15 protein-coding genes are annotated in these 14,842 nt (G+C 72.3%); 4 read left to right on the forward strand and 11 right to left on the reverse strand.

Translation table 11 applies throughout. The annotated features are described in order from the left end of the window. The first annotated feature begins 5 nt into the window (after positions 1-5). Entirely contained in the window at positions 6-206 is a 201-nt protein-coding gene (locus ACF1BE_RS20700) for a DUF1918 domain-containing protein (RefSeq protein ID WP_356824687.1), read from the forward strand. Between the two features lie 64 nt (positions 207-270). On the opposite strand, the gene ACF1BE_RS20705 is transcribed toward ACF1BE_RS20700, so the two are convergent. Beyond that, positions 271-1,563, reverse strand: a complete 1,293-nt coding sequence (locus ACF1BE_RS20705) for a glycoside hydrolase family 10 protein (RefSeq protein WP_392200500.1) — start codon at positions 1,561-1,563, stop codon at positions 271-273. A 168-nt stretch (positions 1,564-1,731) separates the two neighbouring features. On the opposite strand from ACF1BE_RS20705, the gene ACF1BE_RS20710 reads away from it, so the two are divergent. Both ACF1BE_RS20710 and ACF1BE_RS20715 read left to right on the forward strand, forming a co-directional pair. Continuing rightward, entirely contained in the window at positions 1,732-2,607 is an 876-nt protein-coding gene (locus ACF1BE_RS20710) for a 3-hydroxybutyryl-CoA dehydrogenase (protein WP_121789681.1), read from the forward strand. 194 nt (positions 2,608-2,801) lie between these two features. Then, positions 2,802-3,062: a hypothetical protein gene (locus ACF1BE_RS20715; RefSeq protein WP_361987856.1), complete on the forward strand. Its 261-nt coding sequence runs from the start codon at positions 2,802-2,804 to the stop codon at positions 3,060-3,062. Here the strand turns inward: ACF1BE_RS20715 and ACF1BE_RS20720 are convergent. From ACF1BE_RS20720 to infC, 10 genes are all read right to left on the reverse strand, one after another. Further along, entirely contained in the window at positions 3,059-3,595 is a 537-nt protein-coding gene (locus tag ACF1BE_RS20720) for an NUDIX hydrolase (protein WP_392200501.1), read from the reverse strand. The two genes, ACF1BE_RS20715 and ACF1BE_RS20720, sit on opposite strands and share 4 nt — an antisense overlap. A gap of 65 nt (positions 3,596-3,660) precedes the next feature. Further along, positions 3,661-5,001: a transcriptional regulator gene (locus ACF1BE_RS20725; protein ID WP_392200502.1), complete on the reverse strand. Its 1,341-nt coding sequence runs from the start codon at positions 4,999-5,001 to the stop codon at positions 3,661-3,663. 201 nt (positions 5,002-5,202) lie between these two features. Next, on the reverse strand, positions 5,203-6,270 hold the full coding sequence (locus tag ACF1BE_RS20730) for a PP2C family protein-serine/threonine phosphatase (RefSeq protein WP_392200503.1): 1,068 nt from the start codon (positions 6,268-6,270) through the stop codon (positions 5,203-5,205). 245 nt (positions 6,271-6,515) lie between these two features. Beyond that, complete coding sequence (gene pheT / locus ACF1BE_RS20735; RefSeq protein ID WP_392200504.1) at positions 6,516-9,020, reverse strand: phenylalanine--tRNA ligase subunit beta; 2,505 nt, start codon at positions 9,018-9,020, stop codon at positions 6,516-6,518. After that, on the reverse strand, positions 9,020-10,144 hold the full coding sequence (pheS, locus tag ACF1BE_RS20740) for a phenylalanine--tRNA ligase subunit alpha (RefSeq protein ID WP_392200505.1): 1,125 nt from the start codon (positions 10,142-10,144) through the stop codon (positions 9,020-9,022). The genes pheT and pheS overlap by 1 nt, the downstream gene beginning before the upstream one ends. 136 nt (positions 10,145-10,280) lie before the next feature. Further along, positions 10,281-11,426, reverse strand: a complete 1,146-nt coding sequence (locus tag ACF1BE_RS20745) for an ATP-binding protein (RefSeq protein WP_392200506.1) — start codon at positions 11,424-11,426, stop codon at positions 10,281-10,283. A 50-nt stretch (positions 11,427-11,476) separates the two neighbouring features. Then, entirely contained in the window at positions 11,477-12,337 is an 861-nt protein-coding gene (locus ACF1BE_RS20750; protein ID WP_392200507.1) for a TrmH family RNA methyltransferase, read from the reverse strand. Between the two features lie 230 nt (positions 12,338-12,567). After that, positions 12,568-12,951, reverse strand: a complete 384-nt coding sequence (rplT, locus tag ACF1BE_RS20755; protein WP_392200508.1) for a 50S ribosomal protein L20 — start codon at positions 12,949-12,951, stop codon at positions 12,568-12,570. A gap of 98 nt (positions 12,952-13,049) precedes the next feature. Beyond that, positions 13,050-13,244: a 50S ribosomal protein L35 gene (rpmI, locus tag ACF1BE_RS20760; protein ID WP_003977225.1), complete on the reverse strand. Its 195-nt coding sequence runs from the start codon at positions 13,242-13,244 to the stop codon at positions 13,050-13,052. A gap of 113 nt (positions 13,245-13,357) precedes the next feature. Then, positions 13,358-14,032 carry a translation initiation factor IF-3 gene (gene infC / locus ACF1BE_RS20765; RefSeq protein WP_392200514.1) on the reverse strand — a complete coding sequence of 225 codons (675 nt, stop codon included), beginning with the start codon at positions 14,030-14,032 and terminating at the stop codon, positions 13,358-13,360. A 365-nt stretch (positions 14,033-14,397) separates the two neighbouring features. Between infC and ACF1BE_RS20770 the strand changes: the two genes are divergently transcribed. Continuing rightward, positions 14,398-14,754, forward strand: a complete 357-nt coding sequence (locus ACF1BE_RS20770) for a DUF1844 domain-containing protein (protein WP_392200509.1) — start codon at positions 14,398-14,400, stop codon at positions 14,752-14,754. Positions 14,755-14,842 lie beyond the last annotated feature (88 nt).

Here is a 14,842-nt window from a genome sequence, read left to right on the forward strand (position 1 = left end):
CGTCCATGCACGCATCCAAGGGCGACCGCCTTGTCCAGCACGGCAGGGTGGTCGGCCAGCACGACCAGGTCACGGAAGTCGTCGAAGTGATGGGCCAGGAGGGCAATCCGCCCTATCGGGTCCGTTTCGCGGACGGGCGGGAGGCCGTGATGTCCCCCGGCCCCGACTGCGAGGTTCGTCATCCGCAGGACCGGACACAGCAGTAGGTCCCCTCGTTCGGACCATGCCGGGCTCGCGGGGTCCGGCCTGGTCCGGACGAGAGGCTCCGGTTCAGCGCGGTGGCACCGCCGACCGCCGGTAGTGGTCGGCGACCACCCGTGCCATCGCCCCGACCGGGTCGGCCGCGACCTCGCCGGCGGCGAAGAACACGTGCCCGCGCACCTGCGGGTACCGCGCGGCGAGGGTGAGGTGCCGGGACAGCTCGACCGGGTCCTGCCAGGCCGAGGGCTGCCCGGCGGCACCCGCCTTGTACAGGGCCTCGCCGGCGTACAGCCGCGTCCTGGTGCCCCGGGCGACCTCCGCCCACCAGGCCACGAGCTCGGCGTAGTCGGCGGCGGCGAAGCCGATGTGCCAGTACAACTGCGGCACGACGTAGTCGATCCAGTTGCCGCGGACCCACTTGCGGGTGTCCGCGTACAGGTCGTCGTACGTCTGCACCCCTGCCCGCGTCTCGGAGCCGCGCGCGTCGGTCGAGGCGTTGCGCCACACCCCGAAGGGGCTGATCCCGAACCGGGTGCCGGGCCGGACGCGCCGGATGTCCGCCGCCGTCTCCCGCACCAGCTTGTCGATGTTGTCCCGCCGCCAGGCGGCCCGGCCGGGGAAGGCGCCGCCGTACCGGTCGTAGGCGTCCTCGTCGTCGAAGGTCTGGCCGGCGACCGGATAGGGGTAGAAGTAGTCGTCGAAGTGGACGGCGTCGACGGGATACCGGGCGACCGCGTCGAGGATGGCCCGCCGCACGAACGCGCGGACCTCGGGCAGGCCGGGGTTGTAGTACAGCCGGCCACCGTAGGGCACCACCCAGTCCGGGTGTCTGCGGGCCGGATGGGACGGGGCCAGCCGGCCGGGGTCGGTGTGGTTGGCGATCCGGTACGGGTTGAACCAGGCGTGCAGTTCCAGGCCCCGGGCGTGGGCCTCCCGCACGGCCGTGCCGAGGGGGTCCCAGCCGGGGTCCCTGCCCTGGGTGCCGGTCAGATACTCGGACCAGGGCTCGTACGGCGACGGCCAGAGGGCGTCGGCGGTGGGCCGCACCTGGAAGATGACCGTGTTGAGCCGGCGGCGCGCCGCGTGGTCGAGGTGGGCGATCAGCTCCTTGCGCTGGGTGCTCGCCGGGAGGCCGGGCCGCGAGGGCCAGTCCCGGTTGGCGACCGTCGCGAGCCAGACGCCGCGCATCTCGGCGGTGGCGCGCGGCAGCCGGTACGGGGCCGGGTGCGCGCCCGGCCCCGTACCGGCGGCCTCGCCCGTGTCGCCGGGCGCCGGACCCGCGGCACTCGCGGCCCCGGCCGGTGCCGTGGCCAGCGTGGACAGCGCGGCCAGCGTGAAGGCCCGCCGTGACATGCGCCCCATCCGCACACCCCCATACGCTTCGGATCCGTCTCGTCACGGATCGTCCCGCGCTCCAGAATGCCCCCACCCGGGCGATCGATCATCGATACTTGGCGGTAACGTGCACGATCGGAGCAGGCGCCGAACCCGGAGGCCTGTCGAGCGAGCCGGAGAAGCGAAGGGGACGATGTGACGGGCATCCCAGGGGGAGACATTGCGCGCGTCGGGGTCGTGGGCTGCGGCCAGATGGGCGCGGGCATCGCCGAGGTGTGCGCCCGCGCGGGACTGGACGTGAAGGTCGCCGAGACCACCGGCGAGGCCCTGGAGATCGGCCGCACCCGGCTGTTCAACTCCCTGGGCAAGGCGGCCGAACGCGGCAAGATCACCGAGGAGGACCGGGACGCCACGCAGGCGCGCCTGAGTTTCACCACCGACCTCGGCGAGTTCGCCGACCGGGATCTGGTGATCGAGGCCGTCGTCGAGAACGAGCAGGTCAAGACCGAGATCTTCCAGGTGCTCGACCAGGTGGTGACCCGGACCGACGCGATCCTGGCCTCCAACACCTCCTCCATCCCGCTGGTGAAGCTGGCGGTCACCACCTCCCGGCCGGACCACGTCGTCGGCATCCACTTCTTCAACCCGGCCCCGGTGCAGCAGCTGGTCGAGCTGATCCCCGCGCTCACCACCTCCGAGGGCACCCTCAGCCGCGCCCAGCTGTTCGCCGAGAAGGTGCTGGGCAAGCACGCCATCCGCGCCCAGGACCGCTCCGGGTTCGTGGTGAACGCGCTGCTCGTGCCCTACCTGCTGTCGGCGATCCGGATGTTCGAGTCAGGCATCGCGAGCCGCGAGGACATCGACAACGGGATGGAGATGGGCTGCGCCCATCCGATGGGTCCGCTGAAGCTGTCCGACCTGATCGGCCTGGACACCATCGTCTCCATCGCCAACTCCATGTACGCCGAGTACAAGGAGCCGCTGTACGCCGCTCCCCCGCTGCTCCAGCGCATGGTCGAGGCGGGCCGGCTGGGCCGGAAGGCCGGTTCCGGCTTCTACACCTACGGCTGATCACCGAGAGCGACGCCCTGCGGGCCCGGCACCGGATGCGGTGCCGGGCCCGTGGCTTTCACACACCGTGTGCGCGCCGGGCACGCATATGCCCGTCGCACACGCTCCCCACGCGCCCACCAGGCGAGTTGACTCTCCATGCGCATGCAAGGGAAGCGGAATCATCCATTTCGACTACCGAGAGGAACGGACCCGTGACCGTCGATCCGGAGCATCCCGTGATCCATGGAGAACTCGCGGAGTTACGGCGCCGCCTCGACGTGGCCTACGCCCGCGTCGAGGGCGGACTGGCGCTGCTGCGTCACCGTACCGAGGAGACCGCCAAGGAGCTGGACGAGCTGAACTCCCGGCTGGCCTCGCTGGAACACGCGCGCTGGCCGCTGCCCTCGCTCGCCGCACTGACCGCGCTCGGCGCGCTCGCGGCGACGATCTGGCAGGCGCTGACGGCCCATTAGCCCTGGGCGAGCCTGAGGTGGTGCAGCAGGAGTAACGCGGCCGCCATGTTGGCGGCCGGGACCTCCCCGCGGGCGATGAGGTCGGGGACGAGTTTCAGGGGGACCCATTCCCGCCGGTCCGACTCGAAGTCGTCCACGGGGTGTCCGACGTACTCGCCCCGCTCCGACCAGTAGATGTGGTGCCGGGCGTCGGTGAGGCCGTTGGACGGTTCCACGCTCATGAGGTGGTGCAGGGGCCCCGGCCGCCAGCCCGTCTCCTCCTCCAGCTCCCTGGCCGCCGCGCTCGCGACGTCCTCACCGTCCTCGACGACACCCGCGGGCAGTTCCCACCCCCAGCTGTCGGTGATGAACCGGTGCCGCCACAGCAGCAGTACCTCGTTCGCCTCGTTGACCACCGTCGCCACCGCCACGGGACGCAGCCGGATGACGAAGTGGTCGAGGTGCCGGCCGTCCGGCAACTCGACATCGGCGAGATTGACGCTGAACCAGCGGTTCTCATACACAGTTTGTTCGCTCTGTTTCGTCCACTGCACGGTTTTGCCACCTTCCGTTGAGTAAGTGGCAATATCGCAGCAGGGACGGTGCGCCCGCAGTGGGCCTACAGCGGCACGCGCAGTGCCCCGTCGATGAGTTCGGCGGCTTCGGCGGTGCCGGCGGAGCCGCAGCGCAGCAGGTGGTCACGCACCGCGCGGAGTCTGTCCCGCAGCCGCTGGGACTCCATCCCACGGGCCTGTTCGGCCATCTGCACGGCGGTGGCCGCCGCCCGGTCGGCGTTGCCCCGGCGCAGCTCGACGGTGCTCAGCATGGCCAGCCGGTGCACCCGCCCCCGGTCGTGCGCGGGGTTGTCGACGGCCGCCGCCGCGTGCTCACCGGCTCCGCTGAGGTCCCCGAGACTGAGCAGTGCCTCGGCCACCTGCACGTTGACGAGCCCCGGCTGGACGTACCCGGTCTCGGCCGGCTCGTGCCCCCGCCGGATCCGCCCGGCCGCCGTCTCCGCGCGCCGGATGCAGAACAGCGCGCCGCCGCTGTCCCCGAGGTGCGCGTACGCCTTGGCCTGCATCGCGTACAGGTCGGAGGCGAGCGCCGGGGTGATGTGCCGGCCGGCGGTGCGCAGCGCGGCCTCGGCGAAGGCGACGGCCTGCCGGTACTCCCGCATGAACAGCGACTGGTTGACCAGCAGGGCTATCACGTACGCCCCCAGTCCCCGGTCCCCGCTGGCCTTGGCCAGACGCAGCGCCTGGTGGAAGTAGCGCTGGGCGAGCCCGTGCGCGTCGGAGTCGTACGCGCAGATGCCCGCGATCGCCACCAGCCCGCCGGTCGCCCGGTGCAGCTGGCGGCCGGTGGCGTCCGTGTAGCCGCCGCGCAGCAGCGGCGCGGCCTCGGCGTTGAGGAAACCGACGACCCGGGTCCGGGTCGCGACGCCCCCCGCCTTGCGGTACATCTGCTCGTAGTGCGCGCGGGCCGCCCGGAGCATCTCGATGTCGGACACGGTGACCGCGTGCCGGCCGCCGCGCGAGACGTCGACGTCCTCGGGCGGGTTCTCCCACTCCCACACCGGCATCACGGCCGGCGTCCCGGTGACGGCGGGCGCCCCGAGCACGTGGGACCGCTGCTGTTCGTCGGACCGCCACAACGCGGTGGCCCGCTCCACGAACCCGTTGAGGGAACCGGTGTGCGGGCTGCTCGGCCCGCCGGGCACCCCGAGGCCGATGTCGTCGAGCGTGACGGGCCGGTGCAGCCGTGCTGCCAGCACCTCACAGATCAGGTCGGGCACCTGGCCGCGGGGCCGCTGCCCCTTCAGCCACCGGGCCACCGCGGTGTGTTCGTAGCGCAGCGCGAGACCGCGGGCGCGTCCCGCCTGGTTGACGTGGGCGGCGAGACCGGCGTGCGAGATCCCCGCCTCGTCCAGGATGGCGTCGAGCAGAGTGTTGGGCTGCATGGGATGCCCCCCGAGTGGCCTGGTGCCGTCAGCGTAGTGGGTCCGCCTTCACACGGGGTGTGAACACAGTGCCCGCGCCCGCGGGGCGCGCGCGCTGTCGCCGGACGGGCCGTGCCGGTTCACTGGGCTCCCTCGCGAGAGACCGGCCGGGCCGCCGGCTCCCCCTCAGACAGCGGCGGCCCGGCCGGGCGGCGCCGGACGTCAGCGGCGCGGCGTCGGCTGCGGACGCGTCGTGGCCGGGCACGCGGATCCCCGCGCTCCCGACGGGAGTCTGTCCTTCCGGTCGTTGCGCAGGACCAGGAGCGCGACGTCGTCCGTGGGTCTCCCGCCGGTGTGGTGCAGCAGCGCGCCGAAAACCGCACGCAGAACCGTCTGCGGGGAGGCCGGATGGTCGCGCACGACCTCGCTCAGCACGTCCGGCAGGGAGAAGAACCGTCCCCGGCCGTCCCGGGCGTCCTGAGCGCCGTCCGTGAAGAGGACCAGGGACTCACCCGGCAGCAGCCGGCCGCAGGGCTGGGGCACCGGCTCCGCGGGCGGCGGGAACGGGCCGAGCGGCGGCAGCGGATCCGTGCGGGTGAGCGGCTCGACGCTCGTGCCCCGCAGCACGTACGGCCACGGATGGCCGCAGTTGAGGGCGCGGAGCGTGCCGTCCCTGTCGATCTCCAGGAGCAGGACGGTGACGAACTCCTCGGCGACCGGGCTGTCGGGGGCGGGGACGCCGCACGCGGGGTGTTCGGCGCGGGCGCGTTCGCGCAGATGGCGGCCGAGGGTGCGGTCCAGCCGGTGCAGCACCCGGCCCAGTTCGGGCTCGTCGTGGGCGGCCTCGCGGAAACTGCCGAGGAGGACGGCGACGGTGCCGAGAGCGGCCAGACCGTGCCCCCGTACGTCCCCCATCACCACCCGCACCCCGTGCTCGGTGGCGATGGCCTCGTACAGGTCGCCGCCGACGCTCGCGCCCCGGTCGGCGGACAGCTGGGCGGCACCGACGTTGAGCCCGTCCAGCCAGGGCGGCAGCGGACGCAGAACGACGCTCTGCGCGGCACAGGCCGCCCGCCGGGCGAGCCGCAGCTCCCGCAGCAGGGCGCGCCGGACGTGGAAGATGAGGGCGGTGCCGACGGCGAGGAACACGGCGCTGGTGACGAGGCGCGCTGCCAGCCCGTCCTGCCGGGCGAGCGGGCAGCCGTACCTGTAGCCGACGGCCACGGCTCCCCAGAGCGTGGGCAGTACGGTTCCTCGCGCGGTGGGCGCCCGTGCCTTGATGCGGATCATGCCTCTGGTCCCCCATATGGGCCCTGACAGAGCAGACGGACCGGCCCCGTAAGGCCGGTCCGATTCTGTCGACGGCATGAGCCCGAGGGACCGGATCACCTCCGGTTCCCACCCGAACGAGTGAGATCACCCGGGCCGGCCCGCATTTATGCGGCTGACAGGGGGTTCCGCGCGCCCCCGCAGGGGGGCGGCACACGACGCGGCCGGCCACGGCGAACCCGTGGCCGGCCGGTCGGTCCGCTTGTTCAGCTGCGCAGCACCGCTCCGGTCCGCTCGCCCGCGAGGGCAACCGCCGCGTCCCGCGCGGCGGACGCCTCGTCCACGGTCAGCGTGCGGTCGGACGCCCGGAACCGCAGCGCGTACGCCAGCGACTTCCTCCCGTCGCCCAGCTGCTCGGCGTTCTCGTACACGTCGAACAGCCGGATGGACTCGAGGAGTTCGCCCGCGCCCTCACGCAGCGCGGCCTCGACGTCGGCGGCCGGTACGAACTGGTCGACCACCAGGGCGACGTCCTGCGTGGCCACCGGGAAGGCCGAGATCCGCGGCCCCTTCACCGGACCCGCGCTCGCCTCCTCCAGGGCGTCCAGGTCCAGCTCCATCGCGCAGGTGCGCGCCGGCAGGCCCAGGGCCTGCACGACCCGCGGGTGCAGCTCGCCGGCGTACCCGACGACCTTCTCGGCGCCGTCCGCCGCGACGGCCAGCTCGGCGCAGCGGCCGGGGTGCCACGGCCCGTGCTGGCCCTTGCGGACGATCAGCTCGGTGCCGGTCTCCCGGGCGGTGATCCGTGCGGCCTCGACGGCGTCGGCCCAGTCGGCCGGGCGGCCCCCGCCCCACCAGCCGGCCTGCTCGCGGGCGCCGGCGAGGACGACGGCGGCGTGCCGGGGCTGGACGGGAAGCGCCTCGGTCAGGGAAGCGATCTCCTCGGCCGTGGGACGCCGGTCGACGGGCAGCCGGACCGCGGTCCTCGCCTCGGCACGCGGATGGAACACCAGACCCGTCTCGAACAGCGCCAGGTCGTGCGACCCCCGGCCGTCGTTGCGCCGCAGCGTGGCCAGCAGGCCCGGCAGCAGCGTCGTACGGAGCGCCGGCTCCTCGTCGGAGAGCGGGTTGACCAGCCTGACGACCGCGCGCCTCGGGTCGTCCGGTTCCAGGCCCAGCCGGTCGAGGGCCTGCTCGCCGATGAAGGGATAGTTCGGCGCCTCGACGTAACCGGCACCCGCGAGCGCGCGGCCGACGCGGCGGTGCAGCCGCTGTCGCTCGGTCAGACCCCGGCCCGCGGGGGGCTTGGGCAGCGTGGAGGGCAGGTTCTCGTAACCCTCCAGGCGGATGACCTCTTCGGCCAGGTCGTTCGGGTCGGTCAGGTCGCCGCGCCAGGACGGCACGGTGACGACCAGCTCGTCCTGCCCGTGGACGTCGCAGCCGACCTCCTGGAGGCGGCGGACCACGGTCTCGCGGCCGTACTCCACGCCCGCGACCCGGTCGGGGTGGTCGGCCGGGATGGTGATGGTGCGCGGCGCGGAGGGCGCGACGACCTCGGTGACGCCCGCGTCGGCCGTGCCGCCCGCGAGGAGCACGAGCAGGTCGACGGTCCGCTGGGCGGCCGCCGCGGCGGCCTGCGGGTCGACGCCGCGCTCGTAGCGGCGGGAGGCCTCGGAGGACAGCTTGTGGCGGCGGGCGGTGCGCGCGATGGTGATCGCGTCGAAGTGCGCGGCCTCGATGACGACCTCGGTGGTGGTGCCCTCGGTGTCGTCGATCTCGGTGTGGGCGCCGCCCATGACGCCGGCGAGGCCGATGGGGCCGCGGTCGTCGGTGATGACGAGGTCCTGGGCGTCGAGGGTGCGGGTGACGCCGTCGAGCGTGGTGAGCTGCTCGCCGGCCTCGGCGCGCCGCACGCCGACGGGGCCCTGGACACGGGCGCGGTCGTACGCGTGCAGGGGCTGGCCCAGCTCCAGCATCACGTAGTTGGTGACGTCCACCGCGAGGGAGATCGGGCGCATGCCGGCCTTCTGCAGCCGGCGCTGGAGCCAGATCGGGGAGCGCGCCTCGGGGTCCAGACCGGAGACGGTGCGGGCGGTGAAGCGGTCGCAGCCGAAGGGGTCGGAGACCTGGACCGGGTAGCCGTAGGCGTTCGGCGCGGGCACGTCCAGCAGGGCCGGGTCGCGCAGCGGGAGCCCGTAGGCGATGGCGGTCTCGCGGGCCACGCCTCGCATCGACAGGCAGTAGCCGCGGTCGGGCGTGACGGCGATGTCCAGGACCTCGTCGACCAGTTCGAGCAGCTCGATGGCGTCGGTGCCCGTCTCGTACTCCGGCGGGAGCACGATGATGCCGTGCGTGCCGTCGTCACCCATGCCCAGCTCGTCCGCGGAGCAGATCATGCCGTGGGAGGTCTTGCCGTAGGTCTTGCGCGCGGAGATCGCGAAGCCGCCGGGCAGCACGGCGCCCGGGAGGACCACGACGACCTTGTCGCCGACGGAGAAGTTGCGGGCGCCGCAGACGATCTCCTGGGGCTCACCGGTGCCGTTGGCCCGGCCCACGTCGACGGTGCAGAAGCGGATCGGCTTCTTGAAGCCCTCCAGCTCCTCGATGGTGAGCACCTGGCCGACGACGAGCGGCCCCTTGAGGTCGGTGCCGAGCTGCTCGACGGTCTCGACCTCGAGGCCGACCGAGATCAGCTTCTCCTGGACGTCGCGTCCGGTCTCCGTCGCCGGCAGGTCGACGTACTCCCGCAGCCAAGAAAGCGGGACCCGCATCAGATCTCCATCCCGAACGGCCGGGTGAACCGGACGTCACCCTCGACCATGTCTCGCATGTCTTCGACGTTGTGGCGGAACATGAGCATCCGCTCGATGCCGAACCCGAAGGCGAAGCCGCTGTACCTCTCGGGGTCGACGCCGCATGCGGTGAGGACCCGCGGGTTGACCATGCCGCAGCCGCCCAGCTCGATCCAGCCCTCGCTGGAGCAGGTGCGGCAGGGCCGGTCGGGGTTGCCGACGGACTCGCCCTTGCACACGTAGCAGAGCATGTCCATCTCGGCGCTCGGCTCGGTGAAGGGGAAGTAGTTCGGGCGCAGCCGGGTCTTCATGTCCGGCCCGAAGAGTGACTGGACCATGTGGTCCAGGGTGCCCTTGAGGTCGGCCATGGTCAGGCCCTCGTCCACGGCCAGCAGCTCGATCTGGTGGAAGACCGGGGTGTGGGTCGCGTCCAGCTCGTCGGTGCGGTACACCCGGCCGGGGCAGACGACGTAGACCGGCAGCTCGCGCTCCAGCAGGGCGCGGGCCTGCACGGGCGAGGTGTGGGTGCGCAGGATGACACCGGAGTCGCCGTTCTCGCCCTTCGGGCCGTCGACGAAGAAGGTGTCCTGCATCTGCCGGGCCGGGTGGTCCGGGGTGAAGTTCAGGGCGTCGAAGTTGAACCACTCCGCCTCGACCTCGGGGCCCTCCGCGATCTCGTACCCCATGGACACGAAGACGTCCGCGACGCGCTCCATCATGGTGGTCAGCGGGTGCCGGGCGCCGGCCGGGACGCGGTCGTACGGAAGCGTGACGTCCACCGCCTCCTCGACCAGGACGCGGGCGTCCCGCTCGGCCTCCAGCTCCGCCTGGCGGGCGGCGAGGGCCTTGTTCACGGCGCCGCGGGCCATGCCGACGCGCTTGCCGGCCTCGGCCTTGGCGTGCGGGGGCAGGGCGCCGATCTCGCGGTTGGCGAGGGCCAGCGGGGAGGCCGGGCCGGTGTGGGCGACCTTCGCCTCGTGGAGCGCGTCGAGCGAGTCCGCGGCGGCGAAGGCGGCGAGCGCCTCGTCCCGCATGCGCTCGATCTCTTCCGGTTTCAACGCCTCGACCTCGACAGGGTCGTACGACTTATTCGGTGCCGACATCTCTTCCCGTACTTCCGATTGGCTGGCGGATGGTCCCCGTCACCGGCTGATGGACGGTGCGTCCGGCTTTCGGGACACAAAGGTGCCAAAGGCCGAGTCTAACGGGGTGGAGGTGTGCGGATGCGCCCGCGGGCCACTAGGCGAGATACGCCGGGGCCGCCACGGGCAGCGTAAAGCGGAACTCGGCGCCGCCGCCGGGGGCGCGGCCGACCGTGATGGTGCCGCCGTGGACCTCGACGATGCCCTTGACGATGTACAGCCCGAGGCCGGTGCCGCCGCGCTTGCTGCCCCGCCAGAAGCGGGTGAAGACGCGGTTCATGGACTCCTCCGGGATGCCGGGCCCCTCGTCGCTCACCGTGACCGACGTGGCTGCGTGCTCGCCGTCCTCGCCCTCGCGGGGGGACGCCGAGGGCGTGACATCGATGGTGACGGTTCCCGCACCGTGCCGCACGGCATTTTCGATGAGGTTGCTGAGGACCTGGTCGATCTTGTCGGGGTCGGCCCACAGGGCGGGCAGCGGCTGTTCGATGCGGAGCAGGAAGCGGTCGGCGGGCTGGCCGGCGGCCACGTAGGCCTGGATGTGCCGGGAGACGGCGGCCCCGATGTCGACCGGCTGCCGCCGCACCTCCAGGCGGCCGGAGTCGATGCGGGAGATGTCGAGCAGCTCGGCGATGAGGCGGGTGACGCGGTCGGCGTCGGCGTCGACGGTCTCCAGCATGAGCCGCTTCTGGTCGTCGGTGAAGCGTTCCCACTTGGCGAGGAGGGTGGCGGTGAAGCCCTTCACGGAGGTCAGCGGGGAGCGCAGCTCGTGCGCGACGGTGGCGATCAGCTCGGCGTGGCTGCGCTCGGTGCGGCGGCGGGCCTCGGTGTCCCGCAGGGAGACGACCACGCTGCGCACCGGCCCCAGCGGCTCGTCCCGCACGTACCGGGCGGAGACCAGCACCTCCCGGCCGCCCGGCAGCAGCAGGTTGCGCTCCGGCTGCCGGACCCGGATGGCGAGCCCGCCGTAGGGGTCGGTCAGCTGCCACCAGCGGCGGCCCTCCAGGTCCTCCAGCGGCAGCGCCTGCTCCAGCGGCCGGCCGAGGGCGGCGGCGGCCCGTACGGCGGTGATGCGGGCGGCGGCGGCGTTGAAGCAGACCACGCGGCCGTGCGCGTCGGCGACGACGAGGCCGTCGGGCAGCTGGTCGGGATCGAGATCGAGGGCCGCGTCGCGGTGCCGGGGCGCGGAGGCCTGTCGCGCGTCCCGTCCCTCCGGCGCGGTGCTCGTGCCGGCCACAGTCATCCCCGTACCCCACCTCTCAGACCGCGCACGGCCCCGAGCTGGTCACCCTACTAGCTCTGGGTGACGGATCGGCACCCTCCGGAGGCGCGCTGTGCGCGGGCCGACGCGTAGAGACATACGGCGGCGGCCGTGGCGAGGTTCAGGCTCTCGGCGCGGCCGTGGATGGGGACGCGTACGACGGCGTCGGCGAGGGCGCGGGTCTCCTCGGGGAGTCCCCAGGCCTCGTTGCCGAACACCCACGCGGTGGGGCCGCCCATGGTGCCCCGGTCCAGTTCCTCGTCCAGGTCGCGGTCTCCGGCGCCGTCGGCGGCGAGGATCCGCACCCCCGCGTCCTTCAGCCCCGCCACGGCCCGCTCGACGGGGACGCCGACGGCGACGGGCAGGTGGAAGTGGGAGCCGACCGAGGCGCGTACGGCCTTGGGGTTGTACAGGTCGACGGAGGCGTCGGTGAGGATCACGGCCTCGGCGCCCGCGGCGTCGGCGCAGCGCAGCACCGTGCCGGCGTTCCCGGGGTCCCGTACATGGGCGAGGACGGCGACGAGCCGGGGGCGGGCGGCGAGGACGTCCTCGAAGGAGGTGTCCAGGAACCGGCAGACCCCGACCAGTCCCTGCGGGGTGACGGTGGTGGAGATCTCGGCGATGACCTCCTCGGAGGCCAGGTGGAGCCGGGCGCCCGCGTCCCGCGCCTCCCCCACGATGTCGGCGTACCGCTCCGCGGCCTCGACGGTGGCGAACAGCTCGACCAGGGTGGCCTGTCCGCCGGACCGGTGGCCGGCGGCCTCCCGTACGGCCTGCGGGCCCTCCGCGAGGAACAGCCGGTCCCTCCCCCGGAAGTTCCGCTTGGCGAGCCGCCGGGCGGCGCTCACACGGGCGGACCGGGGGGAGATGAGTTCGGGGGAGACGGGGGGCATCCTCTTACCTTCGAAAACTCGTGTCCGCCGCGGCGGCGGCCGGCCGCGACGGCGGATTCAGGCGGTGCCGCACCCCGCCGCGGGGAGGGCGCGGGTGTCCCGCGCCGCGGCAGCCCCCGCCCGTGGGACGGCGCGGCTGCCCGTGGCCGCGCGGCGTCGTCGGCAACAGCAGGACCCGCAAGCCATGCAGCCTGCGGGTCCTTCGGTCACGTCGGCTGGGAGCCGGCGCGTCACGCAGCCTTCGGGGCGTTGACGTCCGACGGCAGCGCCTTCTGCGCGACCTCGACGAGCGCCGCGAAGGCACCCGCGTCGTGCACGGCCAGCTCGGCCAGGATCTTGCGGTCGACCTCGACGTTCGCGGTCTTCAGGCCCTGGATGAAGCGGTTGTACGTCATGCCGTTGGCGCGGGCAGCGGCGTTGATGCGCTGGATCCACAGCTGCCGGAAGTCGCCCTTGCGCTTCTTGCGGTCGTTGTAGTTGTAGACCAGCGAGTGGGTGACCTGCTCCTTGGCCTTGCGGTACAGGCGCGAACGCTGACCGCGGTAGCCGGAGGCCTGCTCGAGGATCGCCCGGCGCTTCTTGTGGGCGTTGACTGCCCGCTTGACGCGTGCCACTTTTTAACTCCTTGTAGCGGGGTCGTGGTGGTGCTCACACGACCCGGAAACGATTTGGTCCCGGTCCAGACGCACGGCGCTCAGGCGGCGCCGCGGCGTCACTTGCCGAGAAGCTTCTTGATCTTCGCGGCGTCGCCCGGGGCCATCTCGGCGTTGCCGGTGAGGCGACGCGTGACACGGGACGACTTGTGCTCGAGCAGGTGGCGCTTGCCGGCGCGCTCGCGCAGCACCTTGCCGGAGCCGGTGATCTTGAAGCGCTTGCTGGCACCGCTGTGCGACTTGTTCTTCGGCATAGCGCCGTTATCTCCTCGTCGGTGGCGCTCCGGTGCCCGGTCGTGAAACCGGGCACGATGGAGCGTCGCTCATTTCTGTCGGATACATCCTCGGGGACGCACGTCCCCCGGGATCACGCCTCGGCAGGTTCCTCGGTGGGCGCCTCGGCTTCGGCGAACGCCTCGCCCTCGGCGGACTCCTCGGCCTCGGCGGCGTTCTGCGACTTGCCGGGGTTCGCCTTCGCGTCGGCCTTGCGGGCCTCCTGCGCCTGACGGGCCTCGGCCATCGCCTCGGTCTTCTTCTTGTGCGGACCGAGAACCATGATCATGTTTCGGCCGTCCTGCTTCGGGTTCGACTCGATGAACCCGAGGTCCTGGACGTCCTCCGCGAGACGCTGCAGCAGTCGGTAGCCCAGCTCGGGGCGCGACTGCTCACGGCCACGGAACATGATCGTGATCTTGACCTTGTCGCCCTGCTTGAGGAACCGGACGACGTGACCCTTCTTGGTGTCATAGTCGTGCGGGTCGATCTTCGGCCGGAGCTTCATCTCCTTGATGACCGTGTGCGCCTGGTTCTTGCGCGCCTCACGGGCCTTCATGGCCGACTCGTACTTGAACTTCCCGTAGTCCATGAGCTTGCACACGGGCGGACGGGCGGTCGCCGCCACCTCGACCAGGTCCAGGTCGTACTCCTGTGCAAGCTCCAGTGCCTTCGCGAGCGGCACGATGCCGACCTGCTCGCCACTGGGACCGACAAGTCGTACCTCGGGAACGCGAATCCGGTCGTTGATGCGGGGCTCGGCGCTGATGGATCCTCCTCGGTAGCACCACGCGGCGGTCTGGCGGACGGCCGCGTTACGTCTGTGTTCGTAAGACCTGACCGCGCCGGAGCACAAAAAATGCCCCGGACGATCACATGCGGGGCTCCAAGCACTACCGGAGCACCGCCGCGATGTCGCGGGGCGCACTTTCGGGCGACTCCATCGTCCGTACGGAACGATGGTGGCCGCCTGACCGGATGACCCGCCGTCCCGGAGGATGGTCGGGTGGGAGATCGGAGCCTCCACTTGCGGGCCGGGCACAACGTGTCCGGCCGGTCGTCTTCCAGGTTAGCAGCATCACCTGGCAGGGGCTAACCGAGGGCTGCCCGGCGGGACCACCTATCGTGTGGGGCATGAGTGACACCCCTCCTGAAACCCCCGACTTCGACGCGATGACCCGGGACATCGCCGAGGTCCCCGCCGTCGAGGTGATCGTGACGGTCGCCGTCAACCTGATGAGCGCCGCCGCCGTGAAGCTCGGGCTGAGCGAGGAGGGCGAGTCGTACAAGGACCTGGACGAGGCACGCAAGCTGATCAGCGCGCTCGCCGGCCTGCTGGACGCGAGCACGACCGAGATCAGCTCCTTCCACGCGGCCCCGCTGCGCGACGGCCTGAAGTCGCTCCAGCTGGCGTTCCGCGAGGCTTCGGTCGTCCCCGACGAGCCGGGCCAGGGACCGGGCGAGAAGTACACCGGCCCCGTCTACGGCTAGGCCCTCTCGTTCGGATCATGCCGGGCTCGCGGGCCCTGGCACCGCGCCTCGCCGCGTTGTCGTCGGTTGCCATGGCTCCGCCATGGCG

It is taken from the genome of Streptomyces sp. NPDC014991 (assembly GCF_043080665.1).
In the GTDB taxonomy this organism is placed as follows: Bacteria; Actinomycetota; Actinomycetes; order Streptomycetales; family Streptomycetaceae; genus Streptomyces.

What these genes read in the sequence shown, in the direction of transcription:
- ACF1BE_RS20700 (WP_356824687.1), top strand. Translation starts at nt 6, where the DNA reads ATGCACGCATCCAAGGGCGACCGCCTTGTCCAGCACGGCAGGGTGGTC.
- ACF1BE_RS20705 (WP_392200500.1), bottom strand. Translation starts at nt 1,563, where the DNA reads ATGGGGCGCATGTCACGGCGGGCCTTCACGCTGGCCGCGCTGTCCACG.
- ACF1BE_RS20725 (WP_392200502.1), bottom strand. Translation starts at nt 5,001, where the DNA reads ATGCAGCCCAACACTCTGCTCGACGCCATCCTGGACGAGGCGGGGATC.
- ACF1BE_RS20730 (WP_392200503.1), bottom strand. Translation starts at nt 6,270, where the DNA reads ATGATCCGCATCAAGGCACGGGCGCCCACCGCGCGAGGAACCGTACTG.
- pheT (WP_392200504.1), bottom strand. Translation starts at nt 9,020, where the DNA reads ATGCGGGTCCCGCTTTCTTGGCTGCGGGAGTACGTCGACCTGCCGGCG.
- pheS (WP_392200505.1), bottom strand. Translation starts at nt 10,144, where the DNA reads ATGTCGGCACCGAATAAGTCGTACGACCCTGTCGAGGTCGAGGCGTTG.
- ACF1BE_RS20745 (WP_392200506.1), bottom strand. Translation starts at nt 11,426, where the DNA reads ATGACTGTGGCCGGCACGAGCACCGCGCCGGAGGGACGGGACGCGCGA.
- ACF1BE_RS20750 (WP_392200507.1), bottom strand. Translation starts at nt 12,337, where the DNA reads ATGCCCCCCGTCTCCCCCGAACTCATCTCCCCCCGGTCCGCCCGTGTG.
- rpmI (WP_003977225.1), bottom strand. Translation starts at nt 13,244, where the DNA reads ATGCCGAAGAACAAGTCGCACAGCGGTGCCAGCAAGCGCTTCAAGATC.
- ACF1BE_RS20770 (WP_392200509.1), top strand. Translation starts at nt 14,398, where the DNA reads ATGAGTGACACCCCTCCTGAAACCCCCGACTTCGACGCGATGACCCGG.